This is a genomic window from Carnobacterium sp. (genome assembly GCF_045617425.1).
Classification (GTDB): Bacteria; Bacillota; Bacilli; order Lactobacillales; family Carnobacteriaceae; genus Carnobacterium_B.
Genome location: NZ_JAZLIO010000009.1, coordinates 130,993 through 147,156 on the forward strand (window position 1 = coordinate 130,993; position 16,164 = coordinate 147,156).

General features: G+C 34.9%; 14 protein-coding genes. 3 read left to right on the plus strand and 11 right to left on the minus strand.

Translation table 11 applies throughout. The features are described 5' to 3' along the window. Positions 1 to 373: 373 nt before the first annotated feature. Positions 374 to 1,336 carry an aromatic acid exporter family protein gene (locus ACKI3H_RS03920; protein WP_407370975.1) on the minus strand — a complete coding sequence of 321 codons (963 nt, stop codon included), beginning with the start codon at positions 1,334 to 1,336 and terminating at the stop codon, positions 374 to 376. 159 nt (positions 1,337 to 1,495) lie between these two features. Between ACKI3H_RS03920 and ACKI3H_RS03925 the strand changes: the two genes are divergently transcribed. Continuing rightward, a complete protein-coding gene (locus ACKI3H_RS03925) occupies positions 1,496 to 1,999 on the plus strand; it encodes an FUSC family protein (protein WP_407370976.1) in 504 nt (167 codons plus the stop codon). Between the two features lie 306 nt (positions 2,000 to 2,305). Here the strand turns inward: ACKI3H_RS03925 and ACKI3H_RS03930 are convergent, their stop codons facing one another. The 4 genes from ACKI3H_RS03930 to ACKI3H_RS03945 form a co-directional block, all read right to left on the minus strand. Then, positions 2,306 to 5,617, minus strand: a complete 3,312-nt coding sequence (locus ACKI3H_RS03930) for an FtsX-like permease family protein (protein ID WP_407370977.1) — start codon at positions 5,615 to 5,617, stop codon at positions 2,306 to 2,308. A 13-nt stretch (positions 5,618 to 5,630) separates the two neighbouring features. Then, positions 5,631 to 6,332 (minus strand): ABC transporter ATP-binding protein, encoded by a 702-nt coding sequence (locus tag ACKI3H_RS03935; protein ID WP_407370978.1) that lies wholly within the window; start codon positions 6,330 to 6,332, stop codon positions 5,631 to 5,633. Between the two features lie 255 nt (positions 6,333 to 6,587). After that, positions 6,588 to 7,961, minus strand: a complete 1,374-nt coding sequence (locus ACKI3H_RS03940) for an amino acid permease (protein ID WP_407370979.1) — start codon at positions 7,959 to 7,961, stop codon at positions 6,588 to 6,590. 32 nt (positions 7,962 to 7,993) lie between these two features. After that, positions 7,994 to 8,851: a GRP family sugar transporter gene (locus ACKI3H_RS03945; RefSeq protein ID WP_407370980.1), complete on the minus strand. Its 858-nt coding sequence runs from the start codon at positions 8,849 to 8,851 to the stop codon at positions 7,994 to 7,996. 191 nt (positions 8,852 to 9,042) lie between these two features. On the opposite strand from ACKI3H_RS03945, the gene ACKI3H_RS03950 reads away from it, so the two are divergent. Beyond that, the gene (locus tag ACKI3H_RS03950) at positions 9,043 to 10,314 is read left to right on the plus strand and encodes an NAD(P)/FAD-dependent oxidoreductase (RefSeq protein ID WP_407371375.1); all 1,272 of its coding nucleotides are present in this window, start codon (positions 9,043 to 9,045) and stop codon (positions 10,312 to 10,314) included. 29 nt (positions 10,315 to 10,343) lie between these two features. After that, complete coding sequence (locus tag ACKI3H_RS03955; RefSeq protein ID WP_407370981.1) at positions 10,344 to 10,895, plus strand: 5' nucleotidase, NT5C type; 552 nt, start codon at positions 10,344 to 10,346, stop codon at positions 10,893 to 10,895. Between the two features lie 91 nt (positions 10,896 to 10,986). On the opposite strand, the gene ACKI3H_RS03960 is transcribed toward ACKI3H_RS03955, so the two are convergent. The 6 genes from ACKI3H_RS03960 to ACKI3H_RS03985 form a co-directional block, all read right to left on the minus strand. Then, positions 10,987 to 11,553: an NADPH-dependent FMN reductase gene (locus ACKI3H_RS03960; RefSeq protein WP_407370982.1), complete on the minus strand. Its 567-nt coding sequence runs from the start codon at positions 11,551 to 11,553 to the stop codon at positions 10,987 to 10,989. A gap of 361 nt (positions 11,554 to 11,914) precedes the next feature. Continuing rightward, positions 11,915 to 12,970, minus strand: coding sequence for an LLM class flavin-dependent oxidoreductase (locus ACKI3H_RS03965; protein WP_407370983.1), 1,056 nt, complete (start codon positions 12,968 to 12,970; stop codon positions 11,915 to 11,917). 48 nt (positions 12,971 to 13,018) lie between these two features. After that, the gene (locus ACKI3H_RS03970) at positions 13,019 to 13,462 is read right to left on the minus strand and encodes a MarR family winged helix-turn-helix transcriptional regulator (protein WP_407370984.1); all 444 of its coding nucleotides are present in this window, start codon (positions 13,460 to 13,462) and stop codon (positions 13,019 to 13,021) included. 143 nt (positions 13,463 to 13,605) lie between these two features. Continuing rightward, complete coding sequence (gene ybaK / locus ACKI3H_RS03975; protein WP_407370985.1) at positions 13,606 to 14,100, minus strand: Cys-tRNA(Pro) deacylase; 495 nt, start codon at positions 14,098 to 14,100, stop codon at positions 13,606 to 13,608. 38 nt (positions 14,101 to 14,138) lie between these two features. Continuing rightward, positions 14,139 to 15,320 (minus strand): class I SAM-dependent rRNA methyltransferase, encoded by a 1,182-nt coding sequence (locus ACKI3H_RS03980; protein ID WP_407370986.1) that lies wholly within the window; start codon positions 15,318 to 15,320, stop codon positions 14,139 to 14,141. Between the two features lie 100 nt (positions 15,321 to 15,420). Further along, positions 15,421 to 16,059, minus strand: a complete 639-nt coding sequence (locus tag ACKI3H_RS03985) for a VanZ family protein (RefSeq protein ID WP_407370987.1) — start codon at positions 16,057 to 16,059, stop codon at positions 15,421 to 15,423. Positions 16,060 to 16,164: the final 105 nt, after the last annotated feature.

Here is a 16,164-nt window from a genome sequence, read left to right on the forward strand (position 1 = left end):
ATTATTGCTTGTTTTATTAAAATATAGTAAAAATAAGATGTACTAATGATTAGTATAGAATATTCTGAATATTTAATCAATAGAAATTCGAACTATTTTTTTTTTTATTTTACCATTAGATTGTAAGGTTTAAACGAAATTTAAAACCTTATTATTTAAGAATCTATTTAATTCTATACTACCTAATAAGCCTTATCTAAACTAACATTGTAGTGTTACACATTATTTTCTTAAGAAGGTATAGGTTAGACAGTCTTTTTATACAGTCATAAAAAAAATACAACTTCCTCAAAAAAACTGAAAATTTCAGTGTTTTCTGAGAAAATTGTGGTTACGTAACTTAGTGAGTTGACCAAAAAGAGGTTCATGTTGATTATTCACTTTTATGTTGTTCAAAAAATTCCTTTTTGATTTGAATAAACCGCGTAAAATCATTTAAAAGAATAAATAACGCAGCGCGATTTTCAAACTCTTCTCTTGTTGAAGGCAAATCGCTATTTCTAAAATCATTTAACATGGACTGAATATCTCTTGTTAAGTCTACTACTGGATTGCTTTCATGCAGCTGGTTAGCTGTTTGATGAAGCAAACGTGCTAAGATCATATTTTGCTTCGTTGGTAAAGAACAAACACTTAAATCTATCGACATTTCTGCTAATATTTTAACTTGCTGTTGACGCATGTCAAAGTACTGAATCATATAATCCTCATTTTGACTGAACAACTGGTTATGGGACTCTGTATAAGCTATTTTTTCTGCTTTTTTTAATTCCATTTGAAGTTCTTTTAATAAAAGTTCTACTTTTTCATTAGTGTGTCCTTCTCTTAATATCACATCAAAACTCATTAGAACTTGCTTCATCTTCTCTTCAATTTCATCTCTTAACTGCATTAATTGAGTTTCCTTGGAAGGCATATACAAATTAAATAAAATAGCGATTCCAGCCCCTATAAGCATCAATGACAACTCATTTGCGAGCCACCCAATAGAGGTACTTTGTTCCAGTAATAAATGAGAAACAAGTACAGAACAGGGAGCAATTCCTACCTCTACCTTGAATTTATAGGCTAAAGGGATATAGATCAGAAGATACAATCCAAATACAATAGTACTAAAGCCGAGTAATTGAAAAAGTATTGTCGCTACGCTTAATGCTAAAACTGTAGATCCTATTCGTTGAAGAGCAGTAGTAACAGAAGATTTCTTTGTATCTAATACGCTTAATATTGCTACAACTCCGGCTGACACACTATATTCTAGTTGAAATGCCTGAGCTATCAAAATCGCAATTGTTGTTGCTAATGCTATTTTTATTGCTCGTAAAGAAACGGTCATGTTGACACTCCTTTAATATAAAATCTACTTCCATCTTACCCCATTTATTTAAAATCTGAAAATTTTTCTTTGCATTTCATTTACTTATCCCTATTATTAGTACTAGATACTTTTAAGACAGAGATCTAAAATGCTATTTATAGAAAGTGATGGATCTAAATGAAAATTGGCAATTATAGAATTGGTATGCGTACAATAAAAACAGGCTTAGCAGTTGGACTATGTATTCTTTTATTTCATTTGCTTGATAGAGAACCTCCAATGATTGCTGCATTGGCAGCTGTTTTTGGTTTACGAGAAGATTGGCAGACTAGTTTAAGTTTCGGAAAAACAAGAATTTTTGGTAATTCTATTGGAGCTATTTTTGCCGCTATTTTAGTCTTGTTACAGCAATTTATTGGGTGGTATTTTTTTATTGAATTGATTGGTGTCCCACTTGGAGTTATTTTGATTATTGTATTCTGCGATCGAATAAATTACAATCCTGGAATTGTAGGAGCAAGTGCTGCATTTTTGATCATTTACTTTAGTATCCCAACGGATGAAACTGTTTTGTATGCCTTAGCAAGGGTTTTGGATACTTTTATTGGAACCTTTATTGCTATTTTAGTTAATCGCCTGATACCTGGTGGACCTAAGCCAACTGATAAGTTACAGGCCTAATACTTGGCGTATCTTAGCGTATATTACCTAAATAAAAATAAGCTAGACAGGATTGAGATATTACCTCCCAAATCCTATCTAGCTTATTTTTTCATTTGTTAACGGGACAAAATTTAACTAAAATTTGAGAAATTTATGCCTTTCAGAGTTTCTCCGGAGCTATGCGGGATACTTCGCATCCTTTAGTTGATCTACGAAACCCAGCCATTTTGTAAAAAAGATAAATCACGACGAAGATGAAACATCTTCTCTATGATTTACTGTTTTTACTTTATGCCTTTCAGGGTTTCTCCGCATCCTATTTTATTAATCTACTGATTTTAGGGCTTCGATCATATCGACTTTTTTGAGTTTGTAATGCATCGCAATCATAACAATTCCAGAGAATATCAGAGTAATAATTCCTGAGTAAAGATAACTCAGTGGCTGAATGGTTGGACTGAACATTAAAAGATCGACTTCTGCAGTATCTAATACAAAACTGTGCAGCAAGACTCCTAAAAATGAGCCAACAACGATTCCCATTAAAGTAAGAATAATATTTTCACGATAGATATACATAGTAACTTCTTTATCGAAAAATCCTAACACTTTGATGGTCGATAATTCTCGCTCGCGTTCAGAAACGTTTATATTGGTTAAATTATATAACACGACAAAGGCTAATAATCCAGCTGAAATAATCAATACCAATGTGACGATTCCTAGACTGCCAGTCGTCTCTGCAAATGATTCGCTAACGTCACTAACAAAATTGACCGATAAAACACTTGGTTGTGCTGTCAATGTAGAACCTAGTATATCTTCGTCTACTTTTTCATTACTATAATTCAACAATTCTGTTGTATATTCCGGTGATTTCCCAAAAGTAGTTTCATAATAATCTTTATTCATGTAGACATAATGACCAGTATAATTCTCAACGATTTCAGTTATACCTACTTCTACTTCATTATTGTCTGAATCGGTTAAAATCAATTTATCTCCTTTTTTCGCACCAATTAGTTTTGCTAATTTTTCACTAATGATTGTACCTTTTTCAGGAATTGAATACTCTTGACCGGAAGATCGATCGTTTAAAAGAACATAATTTTCAAAGTTTTCCGTAGTTTCAGGGACAAACACAGTAACATCCTGCTTGTTCACTCCTTCTACATCAACTGTATAATTTTCTTGACTAACCTTTAAAGATTCTTGAACAGTTGGTTGTTTAGCTAATTCTTCATCATACTCAGTTTTTTCATCATCACTTGCATCTGTATTTAATGCAACAATGGCATCATACTTCATAACCTTGCCATATTGAAGATCCGCCACATTCGAAATAGAATCAGATAAGCCAAAACCGGTTAAAATCAAAGCTGTACATCCTGCAACTCCAAGAACTGTCATCAGCATGCGTTGCTTATAGCGGAAAAGATTTCGTGCTGTAACTTTTTGAATAAAACCAAATCTATTCCAAATGAATGGAATGCGTTCTAACAAAATGCGTTTCCCTATTTTAGGTGCTTTTGGACGCATCAATGTAGCTGCTGTACTTTTTAAAGCCACTCTTGTCGCAAGATAAGCTGCCATAACCGTACAAAGCAAAGCTATTAAAAAGGAAATTACTCCATAACTAATGTAATACGTTATGCGAACGGATGGTAAATTATACATAGAACCATAGGCATTAAAAATAATGTTAGGGAATACTTGATACCCGATAGCTAAACCTATAATAGTTCCTAACACACTGGCTAATGAGGCATATACTAAGAATTTTTTTGAAATATCCCAATTAGAATAACCTAAAGCTTTTAAGGTTCCAATTTGTAATCGTTCTTCTTCTACCATACGAGTCATAGTGGTTAAACACACTAATGCGGCAATTAAGAAAAAGAATACAGGAAAGACTTGTGCAATTGCTGATATTCTTTCTGCATTATCACTAAATTCGCTGTATCCTGGATTCGTCGAACGATCCAGCACATAATACTCGGGCATCTCTAATTCTTGTAATTCTTTTTTAGCATCTGCTAGTTCTGCTTCACCATCTGCAATTTCTTTTTCAGCATCTGCTGACTCTTTTTCAAATTCAGCCAGTGCCGTTTCATAATCAGCTCGCCCGGTTTCTAATTCTTCAAGGGCTGCAGCCAGTTCTGCTTCGCCATTTGCTTTTTCCTGATTTAATTGCTCTTGAGCTTCAGCTAATTGAGCTTCCCCATCAGCAATCGTTGTTTTTGCAGCTTCGATATCAGCATACCCTTGAGCAAGATTTTGCTCATTAGCTGTTATTTCTGCATCTGCTGCACTTAATTGTGCCCGCGTTTCTTCAAGATTAGTGGACACTCCTTCTATTGCTGCTGAAACCGTGCTGTTTGAAACAACTCCAGCAAAGTAACCTGTAAAGGCTTCTCCAAGTGAAGGATCAATAGCATTGGCTGCTTGAGTGATGCTCGTTTGAGTTTCAACAGGCACAGTTTCAATTGGAACCTCTAAAACAGCTCTAGCATTTCCAACAAATGTTTCTCCATTGGCTAAAGATTGCTCTGCTGTTACTTTTTGGGCTTCAAAATTATTTCGAGCATCAGTAAGTTGGGTTTGTGCTATTTGCAAGTCAGCTTCATTTGCAGCTAATTCTGCTTTTCCTGCTTCTAATTCTTGTCGTTTTTGATCAATAGTAGCTTGAGCCTCAGCTGTTTGAGATTCCAAAGTAGCTAACCCTTCATTGTAGTCTTCTTGACCTTGATCCAATGTAGCTTTTGCATCCTCTAACTGTTTTTGTCCATCAGCTAATTGTTTTTTAGCATCATCAATTTCAGCTTGGCCATCATCAATCTCAGTTTGAGCTTCAGAACGAATTTCGTCTAATCGTTCTTCTGGTCTTTTTTCGACTACTTTTTCGATTTGATCCATTTGTTCTTCAACATTATCTTCATACTCTGGCGAATAAGAAACAAGTGAATCATTTTTTTCAAAAGATAGATAGGCTTCTGTGTAAAATTCCAATGAGAAATCTTCCTCAGGAATAACGGCAAAACCATCTACTGTTCCTTTTCCAACTGTGCTAGTCCCTCTGGCGAAGTTTTCAATGTATTGCGGACTGTTCACAAATCCAACTACTTCAAAAGTTGTTGTAGCAAACGAATCCTCTAATTTAGTCTCTTCATCATCAGAAGAAAGAGTAATTGTGTCGCCGATATTGTAAACATCTGTCATATTGCTATTACTATCTAAAGCAATTTCTCCAGACTTTTCTGGCAATCGACCTGAAGCTACCACATAGTTATTTTGATCAGTCTCTTTATTTAAAGGGTAAGAAATTAATTTGGCAACTACACTACTGTCCTCAAGAATTACATCTTGACTGTAGCTCATGTTAACATCTGCGCCTTCAATGCTCTCCAATAGTGCTTTATCATCATCATTAAGTCCATAAGTAGATAACACTTTGGTATCCATTAGATTTGTCTCTTTGTAATAATGATCCGCGGTATCGATCATATCTGGACCTGTTGCTTTAATGCCGGCAAAAAAAGCTACTCCTAATGTAATTATGGCAAAGATAGAAAAAAAACGTGATTTCGATTTTCCCATCTCTTTAAATATATCTTTCCATAGTGCTTTTTTCTTCATTTTTTCCCACCCCTTACCATTCGATATCAGCTACGGACATAGGATTTTCATTCATGGTCACACTACGTACTTTCGCATTGTTTATTTCAATCATTCGATTAGCCATTGGTGCAATTGCTTTATTATGCGTAATGACAATAACTGTTGTTCCTGTATTTTTACAAGTATCCTGCAATATTTTCAACACTTGTTTTCCAGTTTCATAATCTAATGCTCCAGTTGGCTCATCACATAATAGAAGTTTCGGCTGTTTGGCTAAAGCTCTAGCAATAGCTACTCGTTGTTGTTCCCCACCTGATAATTGTGCTGGAAAATTATCTAGTCGATGACCTAATCCAACATCTTCTAACACTTTTTTTGCGTCCAATGCTTTGTTGGAGATTTCAGATGCCAACTCCACATTTTCAATAGCTGTCAAATTGGGTACTAAGTTATAAAATTGAAAAACAAATCCTACATCGTCTCGACGGTATTGCGTCAGCTGTTTTGAATTAAATTTGGCAATATCAGTGCCATCTACAAGAATCTGACCTTCATCTGCTGAATCCATTCCGCCTAAAATATTCAGGACTGTTGATTTTCCTGCACCACTTGGTCCAACAATGACTGCAAATTCTCCTTGCTCAATTTCAAAAGAGATGCCGTCATTTGCGGCAATAACTGTTTCACCCATTTTATAGCGTTTAAATTCATTTTTTATCTCTACAAAAGACATATTTGCACCTTCATTTCTCAAAAATTTTACTTTACAAGTGCCGTATGAAGCAAATTAAAAATAACTACCACAAACACTCAATTCATACAATTTTACAGTATTTGATGAGAAATTACTAGAATAAGTACCTTGAATAAGTAAGTAATAAAAATAATATTTCCTCACTTTTATTTCTGCGGAAAAAAAGACGTACATTCCTTTTTAGGAATGAGCGTCTTTTTGTACATCTTACTATTTTTTAGTCCTTTAGTCCTTTTAATTGAGTTCGCTGTGCTTGTATCCATAAATAAAATAGATAATTACTCCAACAGTTAACCAAATAAGGAACGCGATCCAAACAGATAATGATAATTGAACCATCAAGTAAACACACACCATTACAGAAACAATCGGGAAAACAGGTACAAAAGGTACTTTAAATTCGCCTTCTTTTGGTTCTCCAAAATCTTTACGTAATTTAATAATTCCTATCGCAATAATTACAAAAATCAACAAGGTTACGATATTTGTAAGTTCTGCTAATTTATTAAGCGGAACTACCCCAGCTAATACTGCTGAAACCACACCAACTACTTGTGTTGCATTTTTTGGACTTTTTGTCTTCGGATCAACTTGACTCAATTTTTTTGGCAGTAAACCATCTCTTCCAATCGCATAAATTAAACGCCCTAATCCATAAGTCATCGAAATGAGTACCGTTAATAATGTTAAGATCGCTCCTACAGAGATAATACCGGCAACGAAATCTTGTCCGATAAACCGTATAGCAAAAGCTACTGGATCTTTGATGTCTAGCTGTGCGTAAGGAACGATTCCAGTTAATACGAGTGTCACTATGATATACAAGAGCGTTGCAATTCCAAGTGAACCAATAATCCCTCTTGGAACATCTCTACGCGGATTTTTTGTTTCTTCCGCAGCAGTACTCACTGCGTCAAACCCTAAGAAAGCAAAGAAAACGACAGCCGCTCCTGAAACAACACCATTTAATCCGAATGGAGCAAAAGGCGTCCAATTTTCTGGTTTAACATAAAAAACACCTACTCCAATAAATAAAGCAATTAAACCAAATTTTATAAATACCATAATATTGTTTAAACGTAATGCTTTTTTAGCGCCTTGAATCACAACATACGTTACAGCGAATGTAACCAATACTGCGATTACATCCACGTAAGCCCCAGTCTCCGCGTTATAAGAAGAACGCAATGCAACCGGTAGCCCCAAACCAAGACCCTCTAAAAATCCGTTCATATATCCTGACCAACCTGAAGCTACAGAAGCATTTGCCAGTAGGTACTCACAAATCATCAGCCAACCGATCAACCAGCCGATCAATTCACCAAAAACAGTATAGGCATAAGAATAAGCTCCTCCTGAAACGGGAATTCGAGAAGCAAATTCTGCATAACATAAAGCGGATAAGATACATGAGAAAGCCGCAATAATAAAAGATAAAATCAATGCAGGTCCAGCCGTTAGAGCAGCAGCCGTTCCAGTAATAACAAAAATACCCGTCCCAACAATTGCTCCTAAACCTAGTAAGATTAAATCCATAGTTTTTAATTCTCTTTTTAAATTAGATGGTCTCTCAGTTGTTTCTAATGGCTTCTTTCTAAGGTAATTCATTTTAATACCACCCGTCTATTGATTAAATTTATTTAGGATTTAACGTAACCTAATAGCACACCGCCAACAATAACTAAAATACAACCAAGTAAGATATAGCGGAATTCTCTTTTTGTTTTCGTTTCTCCTAAGAACCAAATACTTCCTAACGTTGAAATGATAATCCCAGTTTGTGAAAGTGAGAAACTGATAGCCAAACCAATTTTTTCCATTGAAATCAACATAAAGACATTTCCTAACGCCCATAACAATCCTGTCAAAATATTACGCAATGTGTACTGGCTCTTTATCTCTTGCTTCATTGAGAACAATAAAGAACCAATTAGCATACCTACAGCTTGTGGCAAAATAACAGCCATTGCATCAACGCCAGCAGCATTAATTGTTATTGTATATAATCCATATCCAAGTGTAGAAAAAAGTAATGCTCTTGCTCCAGATTTTTTTTGTTCTTTAGAATCATCTTTTGTTTCTTTCGTATCTGAAACAGTCGTAAATGTTACACCAAAAATCAATACAATAATAGCAATAATTCCCAGAATAATGTCTCTAGTGCTTGTCCATTCTCTAAACAGCAGTACTCCCGCAAGTGTATTGACAATCAATTGTAATCCTGTTGAAATAGGCAAAGTATTGGATACTCCAATAAACTTCATACTTTGAAACTGTTGCATTTGTCCTAAAGACCATAAAGCTCCTGACAACAATCCAACTAAAATAATTTTCATATCAATTGTTGGTTGATAAACAAAGTAAACACCTATTGAAAAAAGAACGGCTCCAGCTGACATTCCTATTGTCTGTTGATATGAGTTTCCACCTAATTTATTGCTCACTAATCCAATGCTGCCCCAAGCTATGGCAGGTATTAGTGCAATTAAAATTTCCATATGTTCCATCTTCCTTTTCAATTTATTTCATCGCCTTGTACATCATAACAGCTAAGGCACTCTCTTAACAAGAAAAGTTCTTGTATCTTAAAACAGTTTACAGGTTTATGGAACAAACTGCCAGAATATGATAAAGTAAGTAAATAAAATTTGAACAGATGGAATGAACAGAAATGAGGTTAACTAAAGAAATGACAATGTATGATGTATTAGTAGTTGGTGGAGGAACTAGCGGCATGATGGCTGCTATCTCCGCAGCAGAACATGGCGCAAAAGTAGCAGTAACCGAAAAAAACAGCTCTCTTGGGCGTAAATTACTTGTTACGGGTGGTGGACGGTGCAACGTTACCAATAATCGAGATAAAGAAGAAATCATTGCTCACATCCCTGGAAACGGGCGCTTTTTATACAGCGCTTTTTATCAATACGACAATTATGATATTATGGATTTTTTCAGATCAAATGGTGTTACATTAAAAGAAGAAGATCACGGAAGAATGTTCCCTATTACAGATAAATCAAGAACAATTTTAGAAGCTTTGATTGGCATCATGGATAGGTTAGAAATAGATATCTATACAGAGGCTCCTGTTGACACTTTATTATTTGATGAAGGAAAAGTAACGGGTGTCCAATTGCAAGATGGTCGCACTATAGAAGCCAGTTGTGTCATCGTCTCAACAGGGGGTAAAGCCATGCCAAGAACCGGCTCAACCGGTGATGGGTATAAATGGGCAAAAAAAGCGGGTCATACCATTACGCCACTTTACCCTACAGAATCGCCTATTCTCTCTGATGAACCTTTTATCAAAGATACGACTTTACAAGGTCTTTCTTTAAGAGATGTTGCGCTCAGTGTATTGAATAAAAAAAATAAAACAGTTGTCTCTCATCAAATGGACATGATTTTTACTCACTTTGGTATTTCAGGTCCAGCAGTCTTACGTTGTTCTATGTTTGTTCATCAAACGATGAAACGTGATAAAACAGAGGAAGTTACCATGAGTCTAGATGCCCTTCCAAATGTATCCAAAGGTGAATTAACACAACAAATTCAGAAATTAATAAAAAATGATGGCGATAAAAGTACAAAAAATGCTTTGAAAGGCCTTGTACCTGAACGATATTTGTTATTCGCATTCGTTAAAGCTGGTTTGGACGAAAATATGCCATTAAAACAAGTTGCACCAGATAAAATCATTCAGTTTATTGAGTTCATTAAAGATTTTCGATTTACAGCCAATGGTACTCAGCCCATTGAAAAAGCCTTTGTTACTGGAGGAGGAATTCATACGAAAGAAGTAAATCCAAAAACGATGGAAAGCAAATTTACCCAGGGTCTATTCTTTACAGGTGAAATATTGGATTACAATGGCTATACAGGTGGCTACAATATTACGGGTGCTTTTATCACAGGTAGAATCGCAGGTATGCATGCTGCTGAACTGGCTTTATCGAAATAAAGAGTTTTTCAACCTGAAAGGATGTTTTTATGAAAAAGAAAATTGCGATTGATATGGATCAAGTTATTGCGGATATGGAAATAAGTTTTATTGAATTATTCAAAAAGGAATACCACGTTTCTTTTGAATCTATTGAAGAGTATTTACAGGAAAATCCAAACTTTGATCTGGTTTCAACAATTAAAGAACTTTATCCTATCATCAATACGTACACCTTTTTCAGGGATATTCCAGTCATGAAAGATAGCCAAATGGTCTTACGCGAGTTGGCTGAAGAGTATGAGTTGTATATTGCAACAGCTGCTATGGATGTACCTAAAACCTTCACTGCGAAGTATGAATGGCTACAAGAGCATTTTGATTTCATTGATCCTCAGCATTATATTTTTTGCGGCGATAAGAGTATCGTTCATACAGATTATTTGATTGATGATTCTATTCGTCAGTTAGAACGCTTTTCTGGGACCGGTATTTTGTTTGTCAACTCATTAAATGAAACTGAGGATCGTTATATTCGTGCAAATAATTGGAAAGATATTCGCGATTATTTTTTATCTATAAATTTTAAGAATAAGCTATAGATAGATCTTGTTCTTAAGAAAATAAAAACCACTTATCATCCAAAATCTACATGGATAGTAAGTGGTTTTTTATTTTCTTATCATTATTGTTTTAAAAGTCGTATTCTTCATCTTTCTTTTTACGCATTTCTACAAATACATCATTGAGCATAATTGTATCTTCAACCAATCGTTCAATTCGGAAAATAATGTCTTCATTGATGATTTTATTTCTATAAAAGTCTTTTTCTTCAATAAATACATACGTCGGAACAATCGTTGCTTTCATGTAAGCTAAAATAGGTTTTAGTTGTTGTTCAAGCATTAGAAAATGTTTGGGAGTACCAGCAGTACCGATCATACTCACTACTTTATCGCGAAATGCATTAACCGGCAATAAATCGAATACATTTTTTAAAGATGCTGGAATAGAAGCTTGAAAAGTTGGTGTTCCAATAATAAGCGCATCTGCAGCCATAATTTTTTCAGAAATGTCTTTTGTATCTCCTTCATACTCCCAATAATTTCTTCCATCACTAAAAAACATTTCATACTCTGCTAAATCGATTAATTCAAATTCTACATCTGAGTATTTTTCTTTTAAATTTATTTCTACATAATTCATTGCTGTTTTTGTTTTCGTTCCTACAGTCGATCCCGAAATCCCTACTATTTTCATTTATACTCACCTTTTTCTTAAACATTCGCTAGTTATTATGTGCATATGTCTCGGTTAACCGAGATACTCCGCATTCTTTATTTTTCTGTCGAGCCTAAACGTTGAACTCCGCATCCTTTATTTAGTTGAGCTGCGTTCGACAGGCTCTCGGAAAAAACATAATTCTTGCAGGGGGTGAAACATCCCTTTCAGAATTCTTTGTTTTTCTGTCGAGCCTAAACGTCGAACTCCGCATCCTTTATCTAGTTGAGCTTCACTCCCCAGACACTTTGTAAAAAAAGATAAATCCCGCCGAAGATGGAACATCTTCTCTGTGATTTCCTGTTTTTACTGTATGTCTTTCAGGGTCGTTCAGCATCCTTTATTTAGTTGTATATTTTTTTATGGCTGGGAGGATTTGGGTAGCGATGAGTTCGATATTTTTCTGGATTTTATCAAATGGGACTCCCCCAAAATCAATTTGAGCCATGAAACGTTGCTGACCGTATAATTCGTATTGGTAAATCATTTTTTCAATGATTTGTTGCGGACTTCCTACCATTAAAGCATCTCTGTAATCAGTAGATTGGGCAAATTGTTGTTTTGGATACCCAGCCCCATTGATTGCTTGCATACCATAATTTAAATGTGGATAGAAATCACGAAGTGCATCTTGTGAGTTTTCAGCTGTGTAAAACAAACTCGTTGTAGCAATTGGCAAAGTGCTTGGGTCAAATCCACTTCTTTGAGCAGCTTCTCGGTAAACATCTACTGATACCTTAAAACTTGTTGCTGGTCCTCCTAAGGTTGTTAACATCATTGGTATACCAGCATATCCTGCTTTCATTGCACTAGCTGGTGGTCCACCTACAGCACGCCAAATCGGTAATTTTCCATTTTGAGGTTGCGGAAGAATTTGAGCATTTTTTAGTGGTGCACGATAGTTCCCATCCCACGTTACACTCTCTTCCTTATTGATCTGCATTAAAAGCTCTAGTTTTTCTTCAAATAGTTCTTCATAATCACGAACATCATACCCTAATAAGCTATACGCTCCTACACGTGATCCTCTTCCTGCAACTATCTCCGCTCTTCCGTGAGAAATCAGATCTAGTGTTGCAAAGTCTTCATAAACACGTACAGGATCAGAAACACTTAAGACGGTTGCTGAACTAGCTATTTTAATTTTACTAGTGGCTTGAGCAATAGCACCCAAAATAACTGTATGAGCTTGTGATGTGAAATGTTCTTGATGGCTTTCTCCGAGTGCAAATACATCAATTCCAGCTTGTTCAGCTAGTTTAGCAGCTTCAACAAACTCTCCTATGCGTTGTTCAGCAGTAATCATTTTCCCAGTGTGAGGATTTCCCATGTGATCTCCAATAGAATACAAACCAACTTCCATTCCTTTTGTTTCATCGATACGATATTCCTTCATCTCTGATTTCTCCTTTTTAATTGACTAATCAAGTGATAGTTCAAAAAATTATTCTGGCGGTAATACCTTTGATTCATTATTTTTATACAGCCTAGTCAACATATTATAAAGATTTTTTAGTTCTTCTTTAGTTAATGTATCTTCAAATAAAGATGTTTGAAAATCTAGCTGCTCGGGCATTGCTTTTTCTAATACTTTTGTTCCTTTTGACGAAAGACTGATGGTCTTTTGTTTCCATTCCTGCGTCCTCAGAACATAGCCTTCTTTTTCCAGCCGAGATAACATTCTGGAAATGCCTCCTTGAGTAACCGTAACTCTTTGAGCTAGTTCTGTTTGAGTCAAAGGTTGATAAACTTGAATTTGGACAAGCACATCAAATTGAGCACTCGTCAGTTTAAAACGTTTCAAAAATTCATTGGACAACTGATTGTTTTGATTAACAAAACGTATGAGTCTTAGCCAAGTTAATGAAGCTAACGTATTATTTTTCATACTGTCCCCCTTTAGTCCTTCTTTCTTCACTTTACATGTCAAGTGACGTAAAGTCAACTTACTTTTTGAAAGCATTCTACAAAAATGAACTCCAGACCAAGATTTTTTATCTTGATCTGGAGTTCATTTTTGTATTCTTATATTCAGTATTGATTCGCTTCAATCGATGCAAATTCAGCTTTTATCAATTTTCGTAATTCATTAGGATTCACTTCAATCTGCATGCCTCTTTTCCCTGCTGAAACAATGATTTGTTCCAGCGTTTGAGCTTGGGTAGAGATAAAGGTTGGAAAAGATTTCTTCATTCCAATGGGTGAACAGCCTCCACGAACGTAACCTGTTGTTTTTTCTAGTTCTGTTAAGGGAAGCAACTCTACTTTTTTGTTTCCACTAACTTTAGCTAGTGCTTTCAAATCAAGTTCACTAGTACCCGGTATACAAGCAACAATCACACCTGTTTTATCACCTACAATAACTAATGTTTTGTAAATTTGATTTCTCGCTACGTTTAACTGCTCAAAAACCGCATCTGCTCCTAAATGATCCTCGCTCCAAGGAAACTCATATACTTGATAAGCAATGTCACTGGTTTCCAATCTCCGAATAGCATTTGTTTTTTGTACTTTATTTTTTTTCATTTGTATCAAACTTTCTTTTCAAAGTAGGTTGAATAAGATTAATATCCTTTTTGTATTACATAAACTTTCAAATAATTACTTTGTGGGTAATGAGGATTGATTTTGAAATCTTCTGGTAAAGTATGTTTTTCCAAAATTTCATAAGATATCCCTTTATGATCAAATGCTGTTTCAATAAACTGCTCAAACTTTTCCGTTGATACATTTGCTGCATTTGTAGAAGCAATAATCACACCATCTTCATTCGTAATATCAATGATATCTTCCAATAATGCAGTGTAGTCTTTAGAAACACTAAATGTTCTTTTTTTCGAGCGTGCAAAACTTGGTGGATCAACAACTACCGTATCAAATTTCAACTGTTTACGAATAGCATATCTCACGTAATCAAACACATCCATTACTCGTATCGTTTGAAGTTCTGGATCTAATCCATTTACTTCAAATTGTTCTTTTGTCTTTTCTAGACTACGATTGGCTAGATCTACACTTGTTGTATGGCTGGCGCCTCCAATTGCTGCAGCAACAGAGAAAGCTCCTGTGTAGCTGAACGTGTTTAGGACAGTTTTGTCCATAGAGTAATGTTCAAGAATACTACGACGAACATTACGTTGGTCTAAGAAAATCCCAGTCATTAATCCATCATTTAAATAAGTAGCAAAAGTTATGCCATTTTCTTTGATTAATAACGGTTCCGGTGCTTCTTCACCATAAACGTGATTTGTTTCAGACTTCGTTTTAGTTTGGTATCTTATTTTTTCATATACCCCTTTGACATCTGAAACGACAGCAAGAAACGCTTTTAAAATCGTTTGTTGATGCTTGTAGATTCCCGCACTGTACCATGAGAAGACATAATAATCAGCATAGACATCAATCGTCAATCCACCAAGACCATCACCTTCGCCATTGAAAAATCGGTAAGCATTCGTTTGTTCGTTTAATTTAAGATCCGTACGTTCGGCCAATGCTTGATTAAATAATCGTTCAAAAAAAGTTTGATCGATTTTTTCATTTTCATTCATCGTTAAGATCCAACCGTCCCCCTTATTTTGTTTAGCAAGGTATGCTCGTGCAACAAATTTTTTGTTGTCGTCGAGTAATTCAACTATCGTTCCTTCAGATTCAATCGGTTCTTTCACAAAATCTTCTTTCAATAATACTGGGTAACCATCTCTTACCATTTGAGTTGCTCGTCTTTTTAATTTGTATTTTTCCACTATTTATAAACTCCTTTTTCCTTTTTATTTTATCTAGTATACCATATATAGCATCTAATTAAGCTGTGAGAGCAATAAGAAAACCACTTGATTTATGATTTCAAGTGGTTTTCTTACTTTGCCATTTTTTATATAGCCATTGACTTATTTCAAATAATACAATTCCAATCATTGTTCCGATAGTATTAAAAATTAAATCATCAATATCCGACACACCTGTAAAGAAAAGAAATTGCATAGTTTCAATTAAAAACGAAACAGTTAACCCAATACCTAATGAGCGTAAAAAAGTATACTTTCTTTTCATTAAATAAGCTGCACCAAAACCCATTGGAACGAACCAAAGAATATTTCCATATAAGTTATAGTAGTAATCAAACAACGATGTTCCTTGAGTTAATTTTGCCGTTTCTACAAACGGTATCCAATTGATTTCGCTCAAAGGACGCATAACAATAGACACATTCATAATAGAATTATCTTCGCGAAAGACCGTTAAATGAATCAAGAGAAGGATATAAAAAATAAACACATTTAAAACAATTTCTCTGCGCCATTTTACTGGCTGTTTTTTCTTTTTTTTGACAGCTAGAACGACTCCACGTACGATAAGCCAAAAAATAAAATAAACGAATGTTTGGTCAACGCTGTGAAAAATTAATTCTACTAATGGAAAGTGGTTGATTGATTCACCAAACCTTGATTCAATCCAATTAAAGAGGGGTTGCAAAAATACCATTAAAAAATCCTCCTCATTTGTCATTACGAATTAAGTATACATTATTATTAAGAGATAGTTTATTCGAAGTACCTAAATTTTACTTAAACTTTACTTTTAAAAACC